The 19,333-nt window shown below is 69.3% G+C and carries 17 protein-coding genes and 1 pseudogene; 12 read left to right on the top strand and 6 right to left on the bottom strand.

Annotation, left to right across the window (positions count from 1 at the left end; all coding sequences use genetic code 11):
• The 5 genes and pseudogenes from ACJ73U_RS43375 to ACJ73U_RS43355 all read right to left on the bottom strand — a co-directional run.
• The coding region (locus tag ACJ73U_RS43375) for an MFS transporter (RefSeq protein WP_407783626.1) at nucleotides 1–805 on the bottom strand (805 nt) is incomplete at its 3' end.
• On the bottom strand, nucleotides 768–1,358 hold the full coding sequence (locus ACJ73U_RS43370; protein WP_407783625.1) for an MFS transporter: 591 nt from the start codon (nucleotides 1,356–1,358) through the stop codon (nucleotides 768–770). The genes ACJ73U_RS43375 and ACJ73U_RS43370, both read right to left, overlap by 38 nt.
• 578 nt (nucleotides 1,359–1,936) lie before the next feature.
• Nucleotides 1,937–2,590 carry an NADPH-dependent F420 reductase gene (locus tag ACJ73U_RS43365; RefSeq protein WP_407783624.1) on the bottom strand — a complete coding sequence of 218 codons (654 nt, stop codon included), beginning with the start codon at nucleotides 2,588–2,590 and terminating at the stop codon, nucleotides 1,937–1,939.
• Between the two features lie 36 nt (nucleotides 2,591–2,626).
• Complete coding sequence (locus ACJ73U_RS43360) at nucleotides 2,627–2,923, bottom strand: SDR family oxidoreductase (RefSeq protein ID WP_407783623.1); 297 nt, start codon at nucleotides 2,921–2,923, stop codon at nucleotides 2,627–2,629.
• A gap of 71 nt (nucleotides 2,924–2,994) precedes the next feature.
• Nucleotides 2,995–3,297: pseudogene (locus ACJ73U_RS43355) on the bottom strand (SDR family NAD(P)-dependent oxidoreductase); the annotation flags it as partial.
• Nucleotides 3,298–3,461: 164 nt separating this feature from the next.
• Here ACJ73U_RS43355 and ACJ73U_RS43350 point away from each other — a divergent pair.
• Nucleotides 3,462–4,070 carry a TetR/AcrR family transcriptional regulator gene (locus ACJ73U_RS43350; RefSeq protein WP_407783622.1) on the top strand — a complete coding sequence of 203 codons (609 nt, stop codon included), beginning with the start codon at nucleotides 3,462–3,464 and terminating at the stop codon, nucleotides 4,068–4,070.
• 140 nt (nucleotides 4,071–4,210) lie between these two features.
• Nucleotides 4,211–4,528: a hypothetical protein gene (locus ACJ73U_RS43345; RefSeq protein WP_407783621.1), complete on the top strand. Its 318-nt coding sequence runs from the start codon at nucleotides 4,211–4,213 to the stop codon at nucleotides 4,526–4,528.
• Between the two features lie 185 nt (nucleotides 4,529–4,713).
• Here ACJ73U_RS43345 and ACJ73U_RS43340 read toward each other — a convergent pair whose 3' ends face one another.
• Nucleotides 4,714–5,211, bottom strand: coding sequence for a MarR family winged helix-turn-helix transcriptional regulator (locus tag ACJ73U_RS43340; protein ID WP_407783620.1), 498 nt, complete (start codon nucleotides 5,209–5,211; stop codon nucleotides 4,714–4,716).
• A 379-nt stretch (nucleotides 5,212–5,590) separates the two neighbouring features.
• Between ACJ73U_RS43340 and ACJ73U_RS43335 the strand changes: the two genes are divergently transcribed.
• The 10 genes from ACJ73U_RS43335 to ACJ73U_RS43290 all read left to right on the top strand — a co-directional run bounded on the left by ACJ73U_RS43335 (nucleotide 5,591) and on the right by ACJ73U_RS43290 (nucleotide 19,324).
• On the top strand, nucleotides 5,591–6,775 hold the full coding sequence (locus ACJ73U_RS43335) for an MFS transporter (protein ID WP_407783619.1): 1,185 nt from the start codon (nucleotides 5,591–5,593) through the stop codon (nucleotides 6,773–6,775).
• 442 nt (nucleotides 6,776–7,217) lie between these two features.
• Nucleotides 7,218–7,907, top strand: coding sequence for a phosphoribosylanthranilate isomerase (locus ACJ73U_RS43330; protein ID WP_407783618.1), 690 nt, complete (start codon nucleotides 7,218–7,220; stop codon nucleotides 7,905–7,907).
• Nucleotides 7,908–8,024: 117 nt separating this feature from the next.
• Nucleotides 8,025–8,711 carry a uracil phosphoribosyltransferase gene (upp, locus tag ACJ73U_RS43325; RefSeq protein ID WP_407783617.1) on the top strand — a complete coding sequence of 229 codons (687 nt, stop codon included), beginning with the start codon at nucleotides 8,025–8,027 and terminating at the stop codon, nucleotides 8,709–8,711.
• Nucleotides 8,708–9,610: an EamA family transporter gene (locus ACJ73U_RS43320; RefSeq protein WP_407783616.1), complete on the top strand. Its 903-nt coding sequence runs from the start codon at nucleotides 8,708–8,710 to the stop codon at nucleotides 9,608–9,610. The genes upp and ACJ73U_RS43320 overlap by 4 nt, the downstream gene beginning before the upstream one ends.
• A gap of 21 nt (nucleotides 9,611–9,631) precedes the next feature.
• Nucleotides 9,632–13,681: an amino acid adenylation domain-containing protein gene (locus tag ACJ73U_RS43315; protein ID WP_407783615.1), complete on the top strand. Its 4,050-nt coding sequence runs from the start codon at nucleotides 9,632–9,634 to the stop codon at nucleotides 13,679–13,681.
• 8 nt (nucleotides 13,682–13,689) lie between these two features.
• Entirely contained in the window at nucleotides 13,690–14,643 is a 954-nt protein-coding gene (locus tag ACJ73U_RS43310; RefSeq protein WP_407783614.1) for a pseudouridine-5'-phosphate glycosidase, read from the top strand.
• On the top strand, nucleotides 14,643–15,596 hold the full coding sequence (locus tag ACJ73U_RS43305) for a ribose-phosphate diphosphokinase (RefSeq protein WP_407783613.1): 954 nt from the start codon (nucleotides 14,643–14,645) through the stop codon (nucleotides 15,594–15,596). Before ACJ73U_RS43310 ends, ACJ73U_RS43305 begins: the two co-directional genes overlap by 1 nt.
• Before the next feature lie 370 nt (nucleotides 15,597–15,966).
• Nucleotides 15,967–16,731 carry a HisA/HisF-related TIM barrel protein gene (locus ACJ73U_RS43300; RefSeq protein ID WP_407783612.1) on the top strand — a complete coding sequence of 255 codons (765 nt, stop codon included), beginning with the start codon at nucleotides 15,967–15,969 and terminating at the stop codon, nucleotides 16,729–16,731.
• Nucleotides 16,731–17,939 carry an MFS transporter gene (locus tag ACJ73U_RS43295; RefSeq protein ID WP_407783611.1) on the top strand — a complete coding sequence of 403 codons (1,209 nt, stop codon included), beginning with the start codon at nucleotides 16,731–16,733 and terminating at the stop codon, nucleotides 17,937–17,939. The genes ACJ73U_RS43300 and ACJ73U_RS43295 overlap by 1 nt, the downstream gene beginning before the upstream one ends.
• The gene (locus tag ACJ73U_RS43290) at nucleotides 17,936–19,324 is read left to right on the top strand and encodes a trehalose-6-phosphate synthase (protein ID WP_407783610.1); all 1,389 of its coding nucleotides are present in this window, start codon (nucleotides 17,936–17,938) and stop codon (nucleotides 19,322–19,324) included. The genes ACJ73U_RS43295 and ACJ73U_RS43290 overlap by 4 nt, the downstream gene beginning before the upstream one ends.
• The last annotated feature ends 9 nt before the right edge of the window (nucleotides 19,325–19,333 follow it).

Here is a 19,333-nt window from a genome sequence, read left to right as displayed (position 1 = left end):
GGCGCACGCGACCGTGCATGAGCCCGACGAACGCGTCGGCGTGTGCCGGGTCGACCGGCCACTCCACGGTCACGAGCACCGGACCGGCGCCGGAGTCGACGCTCATGGCGTTGCCGGGCTCCGGCCAGTGCCGCACGGCGGTCACGTCCAGCCGGCCTTCCGGCAGGCGCAGCGGACGCACGCTGACCGCGGTGCCGGCGACCAGCCCGGCCGCCGGCACCAGGAAAGCCGTGGCCAGGCTGCCTTCCGCGACCGCGCCCCAGCCGAGCGCGCCCAGCGCCTGCCCACCCATGAACACGAACTGCATGTAGGCCAGTGCCCTGGCACGGGTCCACGCCGGGAGCAGCAGCTGCGCGGTCGCCATGAGCGTGGACTGCACACCGATCCAGCACACCCCGGCGACCACCAGCACCCCCATGACGACGAGCGTGGACCCCGACACGCCGACCACGACCATGGTCAGGCCGTAGCCGAACATCGCCGCGTTCACCACGGTGCCCGTGCCGAACCTGTCCCGCAGCCTCGGCACGACCGACGTGCCGACAACGGCCCCGAGCCCCACACTCGCGAGCAACAACCCGTAACCACCCGCGCTCAGGTGCAGCTGGTCACGCGCCACGGCGGGCAGCAGCGCCCACAACCCACTGGCGAACACCATGAACAGCGCGGACCGAGCGAGCACCTTCGCGAACCGGGGCGCGTGGCGGATGTAACGCAGACCGGCCCTGGTCGCGCTGAGGACGTGCTCACTGCCGAGCGGCCGGTGGTCAGGCGGCCGCTCCCACTGGTGGAGTACCACCAACACCCCGAAAGAACGAGGCGGTGTTGAACGCGAACGTGGCGGCCGGCCCGATCGCCGCGATCAGCACACCCCCCAGCGCCGGACCGACGGCGCGTGCCAGGTTCATGTTGGCACCGTTGAGCATCGCCGCCTGCGGGATCTCGTCCCGCGCGACCAGCTCCGGCTGGATCGCCTGGAACGACGGCACCGAGATGGCCTGCCCCACCGCCATCGTCGCGATCAGCAGGAGCAGGAGCCACGGCGCCACCACGTGCACGGCGGTCAGGGTGGCCAGCGCACCGGCTCCGACGCACATGAACGCCTGCCCGGTCAGCAGCAGCCGGCGCCGGTCGACGATGTCGCCGAGCGCACCGGCCGGGACCACGAGCAGGAACACCGGCAGCGTGGTGGCGGTCTGCACGAGCGCCACCGCCAGCGCACCGCCGCCGAGATCACCCATCAGCCACTGCGCGCCGACCGTCTGCGCCCACGTGCCCACGTTCGCGACGAACTGCGCGGCCCACAGGGCGCGAAACGCCGGCCGCCGCAACGGCGCCCACGCCGACAGCGTGACCATCAGGACATCACGCGCGGGTCGTGCCGGACACCGGCGACCGGAGTCCGCAGCGCCTCGTCGTGCCGCACGCCTGGCTCACCTCCACTGAGTTCGTTCCCGGCGCGTACCCCGACGGGGACGGCCTATTCCGGGCACCATCAGCCCGACGAGGACATCGATCGGCCGGAGAGTCGGTCTCGGAGCACGTGGCGGCCCACGCTGAGCAGGGCCGCCGTCGCCGGGTGACCAAGCGCGGTGATCACGTCAGGTCTCGGGTCGACCCTCGTCCAGCAGTGTCCCGACCGTCTGCCGGCCGCCGCTTCACGGCGGAGGCAGATAGCGATGGGGCGGTCGGTGGTCCTCGACCGAATCCCATGGGTTCATCCACCGCGGACGCTGGTCAGTCGGCGGGCTTGTGGTGGCGGCGCAGCTGTTCCCACAAGTGATCAGGATCGTTGGAGAACGGGGCGTCCGCCCCGCGTGCGCGTTCGGCGTCCTGGCGCAGCGCGCGGTGCTCGTTCGGGTTGAGGAACGGGTCACTTGGATGCCGAGCTGAACCTCTGTCTCAACTACCTGCTGCCGGAGCCAGCCGCTGACGATCACCTCGAGGTAACCCGTCGTGCTCTGGCGAGATTGTTGATCAGTTCGTCACGGGTTTGGTACTGGAGCGCGTCCCAGGCGGGTTGGCCGGGAGCGCTGCGCCACGCTTCGCGCAGCGGGCTGTTGTCGACTGTGTCGAACCCGAACTGGTCGTACAGGCGCGTCACGAGTTCCACGGCCTCGGGGAAGTCGCTCGAGACCGGCAGCGCCAGACGGCCGCGGGTGCCCGCTGGCGTGCCCGCGGTGGTGATGCGGGGAGCTTGGATGTGGGTGAAGGCCTGGACGACCTTGGATCGCCGGAGGTGTTCTTGGCGTAGCTCGTAGACTGTCTTCTCGCCCGAGTCGATGACCGGGATGTGGCCGTCGCGCCAGATCATGTAGTTGTTCGTGTCGAGCACGATCTTGCCTGCCAGTTCCTCGGTGGGCATGTTGTTGATCACCTTGAGAGGGACGGCCACGACGGCGAAGTCGCCGGTGGCAGCGGCGCCGGCAGCGGTGGCGGCACGCGCGGACGGGCCGAGTTCGTCGATCAAGTCTTTGAGGGTCTCGGGTCCTCGTGAGTTGGCGATGACGACGTGGTAGCCGTGCGCAATCGCCGCGCGCGCGAGCTGGCTGCCGACCTCACCCGCGCCGATGATGCCGATCACTGTCATGGTTTCGCTGCCTCGATCCGTGTTGGGTGGAGCTGGTCAGATCTGGTTCAGACCGCCGTCGACGTAGAGGCTCGTTCCGGTGACGAAGCTGCTCTCCTCGGAGGCGAGGAAGGTCACGGCGGCGGCGATCTCGTCCGGACGTCCGAGTCTGCCCAGCGGTACCTGCGTGGCCAGTTGCTTTTTCAACGCGGCCGGGTCGGCGGTCAGCGCGGAAACGGCAGGAGCGTCGGTCGGGCCGGGCGCGACGGCGTTGACCCGGATGCCACGTTCTTTGAGTTCGTTGGCCCAGGTCCGGACGAGCGACCGGACGGCGGCCTTGGTCGCCGCGTACACGCCGAGCGCCGCATCGCCGACGTCCGGTTGGTGGAACCGTTGACGATGACCGAGGCGCCGTTGTTGAGCAGTGGCAGCGCCTTCTGCACGGTGAACAGCGTGCCTCTCACATTGACGCCGAAGTGGGCGTCGAAGTGCTCCTCGGTGACCTGCTCGAGCGGCGCCAACGAGGCGATGGAGGCATTCGCGAACAGAACGTCCAGGCCCTGTCCCCGGCTGCGGATCGTGTCGTAGAGCCGGTCCAGGTTGGCGAGGTCGGAGATGTCACCGGTCACCGCCGTGGCCGCCGGACCAATCACGTCGACGGCCGTGTCGAGTTCGGTCTTGCGCCGCCCGGTGATGAACACGTGCGCGCCCTCGTCTGCCAGCCGCACGGCGGCTGCCAGGCCGATCCCGGAGCTGCCCCCGGTGATCAGAGCGGTCTTGCCCTCGATCAGTCCCACGTGAGGCGCCTTCCGTCGAATTCCGCATCGATTGTTACAGAACTCGACGGTAGCATCTTCTGCATCGATCGCTGCAGAAGGGTTAGGCTGTGGGAGTGGAGACCAGACAGCGCCGCCTGACCGGCCGGCCACGGGGATTCGACGCCGATGAGGCGCTCGAGCGCGCCCTGCTGGTGTTCTGGGAACACGGCTACGAGGGGGCCAGCCTGGCCACCCTGACCGGCGCGATGGGTATCTCCACCACCAGCATGTACGCGGCCTTCGGCAACAAAGAAGAGTTGTTCCGCAAGGTCCTGGAGCGCTACAGCGAGGGGCCGAGCGACTACCTGGCCCGAGCCCTGGACGAGTCGACCGCCCTCGGTGTCGTCACCGCGATCTTTGCCGGTGTCGTCCGAACCACCACCCGTCCGACCGGCCCCAACGGATGCTTGGGCGTCCAGGGTGCCCTGGTCACCGGTGACGCCAGCCGTGGCGCCCGCGACCTTCTCGTCGCGTGGCGCGACAGTGGCTATGCCCGCCTCCGAGAACGGTTCGAACGAGCCGTTGACGGCGGCGACCTGCCGCCGGAGGCCAACCCGGCACTGCTCGCCCGCTACGTCACCGCCTTGGCCTACGGCATCGCCGTGCAGGCAGCCAGTGGCGTGGGTCACGTCGAACTCCAGGACATGGCCGACGCCGCTCTGCGCAGCTGGCCACTCTGCTGAGAACCGGTCCGGTCGATCCCTGAAGCAGCGACTCTGCATTCTCCGTGGCCTCGCGAGCCACCCCTGGCCGGTTTCGTATGACCGTTGATCGCATTTAGCCGTGTCCATCCCCACAGGTTCACGTCATTCTGACGTGGTCGATGCGGAACGTGCTACCGTTGACTTCTGCATCGATCGATGCGGAAGTCAACGTGGAGCGACTCCCACGGACTACCGAGGGCAGGATCAATCTCTACAACAGTACGCGGCGACACTCCGCCATCGGGATGCTCAGTCCCGACAACTTCGTGCAGTCACTCCGAGCGGCTGCCTCAACCCTCGTAAGCCTCGAGCTCGACGCCGACGAAGCAGATCTCGTTCGACTCGAGGAAATCGGGTTTGAGGTCTTCGCCTCCATCGACGCACTCAAAGGCCGAGTCGACAGGCGAAACGCCGAAGCCTCCGGGGACCTCCCATGACACGCTGACCCGCGCCGGAAACCCGGCACACCGAGCAGCTCGACCGTGCGCAGAACGACTGACCGGACGGATCCGCAACGCTGGCAGCACCCGGCTCATCCGCTGTTCGAGGTCGTTTGACGAGACCCAGGACGGCGGCGTGGCCCGGGCGAACCCTCCTTCGCCGGCAACGGGTTGGTTCAGGCTCAGAGGGAAGTGTCGCCGAGGGACTCCAGGAGGTGCCGGAGTGTGTCGGCGAGAATGTCACGCTGCTGGGGAGTGAGCGCGGCGAGAAGTCTGTTCTCGGTCTCGACGTGGTCGGGGAACGCCTTGCTGATGAGCGCGAGCCCGTCGGCGGTGAGTGCGACCTTCACGCCGCGGCCGTCGGAGTCACTCGGCGATCGGGTCACCAGCCCCTTCAACTCGAGCCGGTCGAGGCGTTGGGTGATGGCGCCCGAGGTGACCATCGAGGCACGCATCAGGTCCGCCGGGGTCAGGCAGTGCGGCGGTCCGCTGCGGTAGAGCGTGGCGAGCACGTCGAAGGACGCGGGGTCCAGCCCGTGCGCGCTGAAGGTGCTCCGCAGCTCGACGCTGACCAGCCGCGACAGCCGGGACAGCCGGCCCATCACGGCCATGGCCGACATGTCGAGGTCGGGGCGCTGCTCGCTCCACTGCTTCAGCACGAAGTCCACGTGATCAGCCACTGTGTCACCTTAGCTCCGGGTCGGGTAGCAGGCCGACGACGTCACCGGAAGGTCTTCCGAGGTCCGTGGTCCGGGCAGGTCACCCGGCTCCAGGTCCACGCTGGCGGACAGCGACCGGCGCACTCGTTCGACAGTGATCCGGTGACACGTCGTGAACAGCACGTCACAGCCGCTGAGCCAGTTCCACGCCATCATCGTCGCTCCTCCTCTGGTCCCCTCGGATGCATGTTGCTTAGCTCTAAGGTATAGTAGCTTAGCGGTAAGCGACTTAGTCGCTGCCCCGGCTCGAACAGCTGGGCCGGCTCCAATCCCAATACCGGTCGTCCACCGACGGCTTGTTCTGGCCTGCCCGCAGGCAGACGCATAGGAGTGCGCAAACATGACGAACGTCGAAACGGTCCGGGCCACCTCGGCGCCGGATCGGATGTCGATCAAGAACTGGCTCGCCGTCCTGGCGGTCACGCTGGGGACCTTCCTGGTCGTGACCGTCGAGAACCTGCCGATGGGTCTGCTGACCAGCATCGGCGGCGGCCTGCACGTGTCCAACGGCGCCGTGGGCCTCATGGTGACCGTGTCGGGCCTGATCGCCGCGGCCACCGCGCCGATGCTGCCGGTGCTGATCCGGCGGACGGACCGGCGGGTCGTCCTGCTCGGCCTGATCGTGCTGGTCGTGCTGGGCAACCTGGCGACCGCGGCCGCCCCCAACTACGCCGTGCTGCTCCTGGCACGCCTGCTCATCGGGATCAGCATCGGTGGGTTCTGGGCGCTCGCGGCCGGGCTGGGCGTGCGCCTGGTGCCGGAGTCGTACGTCGCCAAGGCCACCTCGCTGATCTTCTTCGGCGCCATGGCCGCGAACGTGCTGGGTGTGCCGGCGGGCACGCTCGTCGGTGACCTGACGAACTGGCGCGTCGCGTTCGCGACGCTGGCCGGCATCGCGCTGATCCTGGTGGTCGCCCTGGCGGTGCTGCTGCCGAAGATGCCCGCGACCGAGCCGGTGCGGCTGCGGACGCTGGCCGAGCAGCTGCGCACCCCCGCCGTGCGGGTCGGCGTCCTCGCCACGTTCCTGCTGGTCGCCGGCCACTACGGCGCGTTCACCTTCGTGAGCCCGATCCTGCAGGACATCTCGGGGATCAGCGCCACGGCCGTCGGCCCGCTGCTGCTCGGCTTCGGCGTCGCCGGCATCGTCGGCAACTTCCTCGCCGGCTCGGCCGCGAGCCGCAACGTCCGCGGCACGATCATCGTGGTCAGCCTCGCGCTGGCAGTGATCCTGGCGATCTACCCGCTCGTCGGCGGCACCCCGGTCACCGGCGCCATCCTGCTGATCCTGTGGGGCGTCGCGTTCGGCGGCCTGCCGGTCAGCGTCCAGACCTGGATCATCAAGGCCGCACCCGACGCGACCGAGGCGGCCACCGGCCTGAACACCTCGATGTTCAACCTGGCCATCGCCCTCGGCGCGCTGTTCGGCAGCCTGGTGGTGGGCTTCGTCGCCATCACCGGCGTGCTGTGGGTCGCCGCGGTCCTGGTCGTGCTCACCTCTCTCGCCGTGCGCAGCACGCGGGTCTGATGGTGACGCGGAGAAGGGTCCCCGGGCCGGCGCTCGGGGACCCTTCTCGCGTTCAGGCGGGGTTGCCGCGATGCCCGGCCGCGGTCATGCCAGGGCGGAACTCCGCCCCGGAATCCGTATGTCTCAAACGCGCCTTTCAGGGCGACCATCGCATGTGACGAGACAGCCGGCAAGGCCGTCGGCGGATTCGGGATAAGGCTGTTCAGGACCACGGTCGGAACTTTCACAAAACGGCCGGCGCCGGTATTTTGCCTAGGCAGGTACCAGCGCCGGCCGTTTTGTTGTGACCTGGCCAACAATGCGTTGTTCACTCGTTTCCCTCTCATCTCGCTATCACCTACACAGTAGGACGAGAATAGAGCCGGAAGAGAACTGTCCGGCACAGTGGTTCTCGTCAGGGAAATTAGGCCGGGAACACCCGGCCAGGGAAAGGTAGGTTGGAGTGCAGGGATTGATCCAGGTCGCAGGAATCATCGATCAGGCCGAGGCCGACATGATCTGCGACGAAGGCGCGGACTGGTTGGGTTTCGCCCTGCGGTTGCCCGCGAAGAACGAGGATCTGTCCGAGGCGGACGCGGCCTCGATCATCGCGTCGTTCCAGCCGCCGCGCCGGGGAGTCGTGATCACGTACCTCACCGAGGCGGAGGAGATCAAGGCGTTCTGCGCCCAGCTGGGCGTGCGCACCGTGCAGCTGCACGGGGACGTGCCGGCCACGCAGCTGCGCACGCTGCGGACCATCGACCCCGACCTGTACGTGCTCAAGAGCCTCGTGGTCAAGGACGACAACATCGACGAGCTGGCCAGGACGGTGGACGAGGCGGCCGAGTGGGTCGACATGTTCATCACCGACAGCTACAACCCGGCCAACGGCGCGAAGGGCGCGACCGGGCTCGTGCACGACTGGGGCGTCAGCGCCGAGCTGGTGCGTATCTCGCCGCGGCCGCTGATGCTGGCGGGCGGGCTGAACCCCGACAACGTGGCAGCCGCGATCGAGCAGGTCCGGCCGGCCGCGGTCGACGCACACACCGGGCTCGAGGACGCCACCGGGCGCAAGGACCGGGCCAAGGTGCGCCGGTTCGTGCAGCAGTCCCAGGAGGCCTTCGAGCGGCTCTCGGTCGGCGCGCCGCGGTAGCGGAACAGCAGTGACGAAACAGCGATGACGAAACAGCGGTGACATCCCACGGCGACGGTGGCTGATCACGAGGGCCGGCCACCGTCGCCCGTCTCGTTCCCCAGGAGAGGCAGTCCAATGTCGAATGCGGCGACACTGTCGCTCAGCGAACTCGTCGGAACCACGGTCCACGTGCTTCCGCAGACCAACCAACTACGCGCGCTACACACGATCATCCGGGACCGGAACGCGCGCCGGGACGATTTCGTCTTCTACTCGAGCCGAATTCTTCGGCTGCTGATCGAGGCCGGCCTCGACCTTCTCCCGCACGAATCCCAGGACGTGGAGACCCCGGTCGGCCGGACATATTCCGGAATGCGACTCACGTCACAGATCTGCGGCGTGTCCATCGCGCGCGCGGGAGAAAGCATGGAGGCCGAACTGCGTGCCGTCTCCCCCGCGATCCGGATCGGCAAGATTCTGATCCAGCGGGACAAGGTGACGAAGCTTCCGCACCTCTACTATTCCGCGCTGCCGGTCGACATCGCCCAGCGGCACGTGCTGCTGCTGGACCCCATGCTGGCCACCGGCGGCACCGCCAAGGCGGCCATCGACGTCCTCCTCGACCGCGGCGTGCGGGAGGAGAACATCGTGTTCATCAACCTGCTGTCCTCCCCCGAGGGCATCGCCGCCGTCACGCGCGAGTACCCGAAGGTGCGGATGGTGACGTCCAGCATCGAGGACGGGTTGACCGAGGAGAAGTTCATGATGCCGGGCATCGGCGACTTCGGCGACCGCTTCTTCGGCACGGAGAACATCGCATGAGGGGCCACCGGCTGCTCGTCGACTCCGGCGTCACGGCCCTGGCCCCGGCCATCTGGGGCAGCACCTACCTGGTGACCACGGAGATGCTGCCGGCCGACCGCCCGCTGCTGGCCGCGATGGTGCGGGCGCTGCCCGCCGGCCTGCTCCTGCTGGCCCTCGGCCGCGTCGTGCCGAAGGGAGTCTGGCTGTGGCGGGCCCTCGTGCTGGGCACGCTGAACATCGGGGCGTTCTTCTTCCTGCTGTTCGTCGCCGCCTACCGGCTGCCGGGCGGCGTGGCCGCGCTGATCATGTCGATCCAGCCCATCGTGGTGCTGGTCCTCGCGGCGCTGCTGCTCGGCGACCGGATCCAGGTCAGGCACGTCGTGACCTGCCTGGTCGGCGCCGGCGGCGTGGCGCTGCTGGTGCTGCGGCCGGCCGCGGCACTGGACACCGTCGGGGTCCTGGCGGCACTCGCCGGCGCGGCCAGCATGGCGGCCGGCATCGTGTTCACCAAGCGCTGGGGACGGCCGGCGGGCGTCGGGCTGCTTCAGATGACCGGCTGGCAGCTCACCGCGGGCGGGTTGGTCCTGCTGCCGGCCACGCTGCTGGCCGAGGGCCTGCCGAGCACGCTCACGGGGACGAACCTGCTGGGGTTCGGGTACCTGATCGTGCTGGGCTCGCTGTTCGGCTACGCGGTGTGGTTCCGCGGGATCGACCGGCTGCCGGCACTGGCGGTGTCGTTCCTCGCGTTCGGCAGCCCGGTCGTCGCCACGGCCCTCGGCTACCTGTTCCTCGACCAGGTGCTCACCGTCGCCCAGCTGGCCGGCGCCCTGGTCATCGTGGGGACCGTGCTGTTCGCCCAGCCCAGGCGGGCCAGGCGGGCCACCCCTTCGAACTCACTCGTTCCGTCTGTCAAGTAACAGAAGAGGCAATGACCTTCCATGCGTAAGAACTGTCTTCCCGAGCTGCTCCGTGCCCAGGCGCGGGTGCGGCCTGGTGATACGGCGGTCGTCCACGGCACGCAGCACCTGACCTTCGCCGAGCTGCTGGCGAAGAGCTCCCAGCTGGCTGGCTACCTGCACGAGCTCGGCGTCACCGCCGACGACCGCGTCGGCCTGTTCGTGGAGCCGTCGATCGACCTGATGGTCGGGGCCTGGGGAATCCTGCTCGCCGGTGGCGCGTACCTGCCGCTGGCGCCGGAGTACCCGGAAGAGCGGCTGCGCTACATGATCGAGGACGCGCGGGCGAATGTCATCATCACCCAGGAGCGGCTCGAGAGCCGGCTGGCCGAGCTGGCGCCACCCGGCGTCCGGGTCGTCACACCGAAGGACGCGGCGGCGTTCCGCGGCGTCCGCGAGGACCTGGACACCGGTCTGCGGCCCAACCACCTCGCCTACGTCATCTACACCTCCGGCAGCACCGGCCGGCCGAAGGGCGTGATGATCGAGCACCGCTCGATCGTCAGCCAGATGCGCTGGCTCTCCTCGACGTACGGGCTGAACCACGAGAAGGTCGTCCTGCAGAAGACGCCGATGAGCTTCGACGCGGCGCAGTGGGAGATCCTGGCCCCCGGCTGCGGCAGCACGGTCGTCGTGGGCGGCCCGGGCATCTACCGGGACCCCGAGCGCCTGATCGAGACGATCGTCGCGCACGAGGTCACCACGCTGCAGTGTGTCCCCACCCTGCTGCAGGCGCTGCTGGACACCGAGGAGCTGGACCGCTGCACGTCGCTGACCCAGGTGTTCACCGGCGGCGAGGTGCTGGCCAAGCCGCTCGCGCTGAGCTTCCTGGCCACGCTGCCGTCGTGCGACCTGGTGAACCTGTACGGGCCGACCGAGTGCACCATCAACTCGTCCGCGTTCACGGTCAACCGGGCCGCCGTCGCCGAGGGCCCCAACGCCATCTCGATCGGCGCGCCGGTGGACGGCACCGAGTACTACATCCTCGACAAGCAGCGCATGCCGGTGGCCGTCGGCGAGATCGGCGAGCTCTACATCGGCGGGATCCAGGTCGCCCGCGGCTACCTGCACAAGCCCGAGCTGACCGCGCAGCGGTTCGTCGCCGACCCGTTCGACACCGACGACCCGCCCGCCAGGCTGTTCCGGACCGGCGACCTCGCCTACTGGAACGCCGACGGCACGGTCCAGTTCGTCGGCCGGGTGGACAACCAGGTCAAGCTGCGTGGTTTCCGCGTCGAGCTGGACGAGATCAAGCTGGCGATCGAGACCCACGACTGGGTCAAGCACGCCGCGGCCATCGTCAAGCAGGACCAGCGCACCGGGTTCCAGAACCTGATCGCCTGCGTGGAGCTGAACCCGAAGGAAGCGGCCCTGATGGACCAGGGCAACCACGGCGCGCACCACCAGTCCAAGGAGAGCAAGCTCCAGGTCAAGGCCCAGCTGTCCAACCCGGGGTGTCGCACCGCGGAGGACCTGGCCGGCAGGCCGGCGTTCGACCTGCCCGGCCGCACCCCGACCGACGAGCAACGGCGGCGGGTGTTCGCCCGCAAGACCTACCGTTTCTACGAGGGCGGCGAGGTCACCAGGTCCGACATCCTGCGCCTGCTCGGCCACCAGGTCACCGCGGCCGCGCCACGCAGCCTGGACGCGATCGGCCTCGACGAGTTCGGCGAGATCCTCCGGTACTTCGGGCAGTACCACAGCAGCGAGCGCCTGCTGCCGAAGTACGGCTACGCCTCGCCGGGGTCGCTCTACGCCACCCAGCTGTACCTGGAGCTCGACGAGATCGGCCACCTGCGGCCCGGCTTCTACTACTACCACCCGGTGCACCACCGGCTGGTGCTCATCCGGGAGACGCCAGGCCGCGGGAAGTCCTCGGTGCGGGCGCACTTCGTCGGCAGGAAGCGGGCGATCGAGCCGGTCTACAAGAACAACATCCAGGAGGTCCTGGAGATCGAGACCGGCCACATGGTCGGGCTGTTCGAGGAGATCCTGCCGTCCTACGGGCTGGACATCGTCGACCTCGAGTACTCCCCCGCGGCGAAGGACAACCTCGACTGCGCCGACGAGGACTACTACCTCGGCGCCTTCGAGCTGGTCCCCCACGCCGGCCCCCGGCAGGACGACGCGTACGAGATCTACGTGCAGGCGCATCCCGGCCGGGTCGCCGACCTGCCCGCCGGGCAGTACCGCTACCGGGACGGCCAGCTGGAGCGGGTCTCCGACGAGCTGGTCCAGCGCAGGCACGTCATCGCCATCAACCAGCAGGTGTACGAGCGGGCGAGCATCGGGATCAGCGTCATCAGCACGACGCCGCGGGAGTGGCGCCAGTACATCGACCTCGGCCGCAAGCTCCAGCACCTGTCGATGAACGGCCTCAACCTCGGGTTCATGTCGTCCGGGTACAGCTCCAAGAGCGGCCACCCGCTGCCCTCGGCGCGCCGGATCGAGAGCATCCTCGGCCGGCCGACCGGACCGTCGTACTTCTTCGTCGGCGGACGGGTCAGCGAGGAGCAGCGCCGTGGCGAGGGCATGAAGGAAGACGTCGTGCACATGCGCGGCCCGGCGGAGATGATCCGCGACGACCTGGCCCGGCTGCTGCCGGACTACATGATCCCGAACAAGGTCGTCGTGCTGGACCGCCTGCCGTTCACCGCGAACGGCAAGATCGACGTCCGCGCGCTGGCCGCGTCCGAGGTGACCGACGTCGACCTGTCGGACCGGCCGTTCGTCGCGCCGAGAACGGGCAGCGAGCGCCGCATCGCCGACATCTGGGCGAAGGTGACGCACCGCGAGAACGTCTCGGTGGAGGACGACTTCTTCGCCACCGGCGGCAACTCGCTCATCGCGGTCTCGCTGATCAACCGGATCAACCGGGAGCTGCGCACCGCGCTGCCCCTGCAGGTGCTGTTCGAGTCGCCGACCATCGAGCAGCTCGCCCGCCGGGTGGACGGCGTGCACGCCGAGCCGTCGTCGCGGCTGGTTCCGCTGCAGTCGGGCGGATCGGGTGCGCCGATCTACTGCTGGCCCGGGCTCGGCGGGTACACGATGAACCTGCGGACGCTGGCCGGGAAGATGGCCGACCGGCCGTTCTACGGCGTGCAGGCGTACGGGATCAACGAGCTGGAAAGCCCTTACCCCACGATCCGCGAGATGGCCGCCGAGGACATCAAGGCGATCCGGCGGCTGCAACCGGTCGGGCCGTACACGCTGTGGGGTTACTCCTTCGGCGCGCGGGTCGCGTTCGAGGCCGCCTACCAGCTGGAGCAGTCCGGGGAGCGGGTGGAGAACCTGTTCCTGATCGCGCCGGGCTCGCCGAAGGTGCGCATCGTGGAGGCGTCGGCCTACGGCCGCGAGGCCAGCTACGACAACAAGGCCTACGTGACGATCCTGTTCTCGGTGTTCGCGGGCGCCATCACCGGTCCGCTGCTGGACGAGTGCCTCGCCGTGGCGCACGACGAGGAGAGCTTCGTGTCGTTCGTCAGCGAGCGGTTCAACGGGCTGGACCGGGAGCTGGTGCGCCGGATCGTCCGGATCGTGGGCCAGACGTTCGAGTTCGAGTACACGTTCCAGGAGCTGGCGGCCCGCCGGATCAACGCGCCGGTCACGATTTTCAAGGCGCGCGGGGACGACTATTCGTTCCTCGAGAACAGCAGCGGATATTCGGCGGCCGAGCCGGTCGTCGTCGATCTCGCGGCTGACCACTACAGCATGTTGAAAGAGCCGGACGTCGACGAGCTGGTGAAGGCGATCCGGGATCGCCTCGGTGTCTCGACCAACGGAGAGGAGACCGTCGTGCCACACGTGAACATCAAGCATTTCCCCACATCGCTCAGCGAGGAGCAGCAGTCCGAGCTGGTCGCGGCGGTGACCAGGGCCGTCACGAACGCGTTCGGCTGCGACGAGGGCGTGGTGTCCATCGCGCTCGAACCCGTCGCGAAGGAGGCCTGGAACGAGCGGGTCTACTTCCCGGAAATCGTCAACCGCAAGGACACCCTGAGCAAGAAGCCGAACTACGGACCAGCCGCATGAACCGGGAAATGACGATGTTACGTCACCAGCACGAGAACATTCCCCTGGTGTTCCACGAGGAGGTCGCGGACGCCCTGAACGAGGGCCGGCCGGTGGTGGCGCTGGAGTCCAACGTCATCACCCACGGCCTGCCCTACCCCGAGAACGCCGCCACGGCAAGGAAGGTGGCACAGGCCGTCCGGGCCGGTGGCTCGGTGCCGGCGACCCTGTGCATCGACGACGGCAAGATCGTCGTGGGGATGAGCGACGCCGACATCGAGCGGTTCGCCGCCACGCCGGGGATTCCGAAGGTGAGCAGCCGGGACATGCCGGTCGTCGTGGCCCGCGGCGGGATCGGCGCGCTCACCGTCGCGTCATCCGTGGTGGCGGCCGAACTGGCGGGGATCCCGTTCTTCTCCTCGGCCGGCATCGGCGGGGTGCACCGGGGCGCGGAACGCACCATGGACGTGTCCTCGGACCTCATCCAGTTCACCCGGTCGAAGGTCGCGGTCGTCTGCGCGGGCGCGAAGAGCATCCTCGACCTGAACCTGACGATGGAGTACCTGGAGACGCAGTGCGTGCCGGTGGTCTCCTACCGGTCGGACGACTTCCCGGCGTTCTACTGCGTGTCCAGCGGCATCCGCAGCCCGCAGCGGCTGGACGACGAGATGGTGATCGCCCGTGCCGTCGAGGCCCACTGGGCGCTGGGCAACCACAGCACCTTCCTGATCACCACCCCGGTCCGGGAGGAGGACGCCATCGACGCCGCCGAGATCGAGGCGACTATCGCCGAGGCGATGAGCGCCGCCGACCGGGAGGGGGTCCGCGGCAACGCCATCACGAAGTACCTGATGCGAGCCGTCGACCGGGCCACGGAAGGCCGGTCCTCGGCGGCGAACATGTCGGTGCTCATCAGCACGGCGGAGGTCGGTGGCCGGCTCGCCGCCGCCCACGCGCGGTACCGGCAGGAACGGGCCGCCTGATGGACCTCATGCTCTTCGCCGGGCGCAGCCACCCGGAACTGGCCGAGGCGGTGGCCAAGTACCTGGACGTGCCGCTGACCCCGCAGTCGGCGTACGACTTCGCGAACGGCGAGACGTTCGTGCGGTTCGAGGAGTCGGTGCGTGGCGGGGACGCGTTCGTGATCCAGAGCCATTGTGCGCCGATCAACCACTGGATCATGGAACAACTGATCATGGTGGACGCCCTGAAACGGGCGTCCGCCGGGCGGGTCACCGCGGTCATGCCGTTCTACGGTTACGCGCGGCAGGACAAGAAGCACCGCGGCCGCGAACCGATCTCGGCCCGGCTGGTCGCGGACCTGTTCCGGACCGCCGGAACCGACCGGATCATGACCGTCGACCTGCACACGTCACAGATCCAGGGTTTCTTCGACGGGCCGGTGGACCATCTGTTCGCGCAACCCGTGCTGGCGGAGCACGTCCGCAGGCGGTACGGCGACGCGCCGATCGTGGTGGTGTCGCCGGACGCCGGGCGCACCAAGCTGGCGGAGAAATGGGCCGACCAGCTTGGCGGCCGGCCGGTCGCGTTCATCCACAAGAGCCGCGACCCGTTGCGGCCCAACGAGGTCGTCGCCAACCAGGTGGTCGGCGAGGTCCGCGGCCGGACATGCGTCGTGATCGACGACATGGTGGACACGGGCGGCACGATCGCGAAGGCGGCGACCCGCCTGCTCGAGGCGGGCGCCACCGACGTGATCATCGCGACCACCCACGGGGTGCTGTCCGGCCCCGCCGCCGAACGCCTGGCCGGCTGCGGTGCTCGTGAGGTGATCTGCACCGACACCCTGCCGATCCCGGACGAGAAGCGCTTCCCGGGGCTGACCGTGCTTTCCATCGCCCCACTGCTGGCCACGGCAATTCGGGAAGTCCACGAAGGCGGCTCGGTGACCAGCCTCTTCGACGGCCACGCCTAGCCCGAGCGCTCCCTGACGCCGGATCCGTGCCCTGAAGGCGCGTTCGAGATATGCCCGGTGCCCTGAAAGGCGCGTTTGGGCGTGCTGAACGCACCTTTCAGGGCACGTTCGGTGTCCTGACTCGAAATCGGTAGGGAGTGGGATCGGTAGGAAGTGGGTAGGCAGGTCTGTGGTTCAGACTGAACGACGGCCTCGAACGGCCCAAGGACAGACGACCACAACCCGAGTTCATCCCATCAGGACGTTCCGCCAAGGACACGACGACTGAACGCGCCTTTCAGAGGCCGGGGTGCCGACATTTCTCGGGGCCTCCGTGATAGCGGGAGAAGAGGCGCAGAAGAGAATGAGTCTCCACATTGGGCGTATGACGATGACAAACACATTCAAGTCCGATCTCGACATGCCCTGGCTCGAGATCGGTGACGCGAAATTCCGGTCCCGGCTGATTGTCGGGATCGAGCAGTACGAGTCCATTACCACGGTCAAGAACGTGCTCGAGGCGACCGGCGCGGACGTTTTCATCACCACGGTCGACCCGGACAACCGGCGGTCCAGCCTCCTGCTGTCCGACCTCGACGCGGTGTTGCCGCTCGACCAGTTCGTCTGGATCGGCACCACCTCCTTCGCACGCTCGAAGGAAGGCGCGCTGCGCACGGCGGACATCCTCCGGGACTCGCTCGGTATCTCCATCCTCAAGCTGGACGTCCGGGGCGAGGACAACATGCCGAACAACCGGCAGACGGTCGAGGCCGCCCACGAGCTGCGGGCCCGCGGCTGGGAGCTGATGCCGTTCATCCTGCCGGACCTGGAGACGGCGCGGCTGCTCGAGGAGGCCGGCTGCGCGGCTTTGCGGGTCATGGCCGCGCCGGTCGCGTCCGGGCAGGGCATCGTGGATCCGGACGCGGTCCGGGCCGTGATCGAGCAGTGCCGGATCCCGGTCATCGTCGAGGGCGGGCTGGGCAGCGCCAAGCACGTCGCGCTCGCCATGGAGCTGGGTGCGGCCGCCACGCTGGTGAACACCGCGCTGGTGCGGGCGCGTGACCCGCTGAAGATGGCCACCGCGATGCGGCAGGCCGCGATCGCCGGGCGGCTGGCGTTCGAGTCCGGGCCGATGGACGTGGAACTGGCGTCGTGATGACGAGCACGGCGACACGGGCGCCGGCCCAGGGTCACGGTCTTCTCGCGCGGCTGGCCGCCGCCACCGCGGTCGGCAGCACCGGGCTCGCCGCCGGCGGGACTGCCGGCGCCCTGCTCGCCACGGATCTCGCCGGGCCCGCGGCGGCCGGGCTGCCGCTCGGACTGCTGGTGCTCGGGTCGGCCGCGGGCGCCGTGCTCATGTCCTGGCTCGCGGCGCGGGGCCACCGGCGCCGTGGGCTCGTGCTCGGTTACACCCTGGGCGTCGCCGGTGCGGCGCTGGTCGTCCTGGCCGCCGTGGCACGCAGCCTGCCACTGGTCCTGGTGGGCAGCGTCGCGCTGGGGACGGCCAACTCGGCGGTCTTCCTGACCCGGTACGCCGCCGCGGCGGCCACGACCGCGGCCAACCGGGGGCGGGCGCTGGGCACGGTCTTCTTCGCCACCGCCATCGGCGCGGTGGCGAGCCCGTTGCTGCTCGGGCCGAGCGAGGCCGTGGCCCGGCACCTCGGGCTGCCCCGGTTCAGCGGGTTGTACCTGGTCGCCGTGCTGGTGTTCGGCGCCGCCGCGCTGGTGCTGGCCACGGGCGCACGGAGCAGCCGCGGCGGCCCGGTCGGGCAGGGCTCGGGCCGGGCGGCGCTGCGTGCCGTGCTGTCCCGCGGCCGGGGCCGGGTCGCGGTCCTGATGCTGGCCGGGACCAACCTCGTCATGACCGGTGTCATGACCATCGCGCCGGTGCACCTGGTGGCCCACGGGCAGGGGCTCGACCTGCTCGGCACGATCGTCGCGCTGCACGTGCTCGGGATGTTCGCGCCGTCGCCGGTCTCCGGGCGGCTCGCCGACCGGTTCGGGCCGCTGCCGGTCATCCTCGCCGGTGCGGTGCTGCTGCTCGCCGCGTGCCTGCTCGGCCTGTTCGCCGCCGGGCACGGGACCGTCGCGATGGTCGGGCACCTGCTGGTGCTCGGCGTCGGCTGGAACTTCGGGATCGTCGGGGCCAGCACGCTGCTCGCCGGCGCGGCGCCCGAACCACTTCGCCCGTACGCGGAGGGCATCGGCGAGATGTCCATGGGTCTGGCCGCCGCCGTGGCGGGGCCGGCCGCCGGGCTCGCGGCCGACCTGGGCGGCTACTGGGCGCTCTCGCTCGGTGGCGCCGTCGCCGCGGTCTGCCTGCTCGCCGTGTACTGGTCATCCAACGGAAGGACATCCTCATGAGGCTCATCACCTGCAGTAACAGCTACCCGCGGTGGGATGCCGGGAAGCTGCTCCCGCGCTCCCCCGGCGGCCTGGTGCCGATGCTGATCGCGCTGCTCCAGCGGCACGGCGGACAGTGGATCTTCACCGCGCCGCCCGACCTGCCCGCGGTGGACGAGGTGAGCGTCGACGGCGGGATCCAGCTGCACCCGATGGCGTTCGACGAGCAGACCCGCCACCAGCACTACGACGTGGTCTCGATCCGCCTGTTCCTCGGAATGCTGCACTACATGCACGACACGGCCGTCGAGCCGGTGTTCGACCGGTCCCTGCTGGCGGCGTGGGACGGCTACGAGGCGGTCAACCGGGCGTACGCCAAGCGGTTGGACGAGCTCGCCACGGGTGAGCCGGACGAGCTGATCCTGATCAACGACCCGCACCTGATGCTGGTGCCGGAGTTCTTCGTCCAACGCCGCGGCCCGCTCACCTACTTCCTGGGCACGCCGTGGTGCGAACCGGACTACTTCGGCATCCTGCCCGCGCACATCCGGGTCCGGCTGCTGGAGAGCCTGCTGCGGTGCGACACCGTCGGATTCCACGCGGAGCGGTGGGTGGACGCGTTCCTGGCCTGCTGCACGCGGTACCTGCCGGACGCGGAGGTCAGCGGTCGGGTCGTGCGCTACCGCGGCCGGACGACGACGCTGGTGGCCGTGCCGTTCCCGCTGGACGTCGACGTCGTCGAGCGGCTGCGGGACGCCCCGGCGACCGACCGGTGGCGGGCCGAGCTGGCACTGCGGTCCGTCGGGCGCCGCACGATGGTCCGCGCGGACCGGTTGGACCTGTGGAAGAACATCCCCCGCGGGTTCCTGGCGTACGAGGCGATGCTCGAACGGCGCCCGGAGCTGGCGGAGAGCTGCTGGTTCGCCGCGGTGGTGACCATGCCGACCCGCGCCGCGGACCGGCACCGGGTCTACCAGGAGCAGTGCGAGGCCCTGGTGCGGCGGATCAACGACCGGTTCGGCACGCCGGCTCGTGAGGCGGTGTCGCTGATCTATCCGGCGTCCCGCGGCGACTCCCGCAACTGCGTGGCCGCCGCGCTCACCATGAGCCGCGCCGCGATCGTGAACTCCACCTACGACGGGCTGAACCTGTTCGCCAAGGAGGCCGCCCTCCTGCTCGACGACCGCGCGTCACTGCTGCTGTCGGTGAACGCGGGGGTGTACGAGCAGCTGGCTCCGCACTCGGTGGCACTGGACCCGTTCGACATAGACCAGACCAGCCGCGCCATGGAGGCCGCCCTCGGCGACCCCGACGGCCACGACGGCAGCGCGAGCGCGGCGGCCCGCCGGGAGCTGCTTCACAGCGAGACAGCGGAACGCTGGCTGGCCGCGGTGTTCCCCGCCTAGGCCCAATGC

The organism is Actinophytocola sp. (assembly GCF_045807065.1).
Lineage (GTDB): Bacteria > Actinomycetota > Actinomycetes > Mycobacteriales > Pseudonocardiaceae > Actinophytocola.
This window is presented reverse-complemented; position numbering and strand designations above follow the sequence as displayed.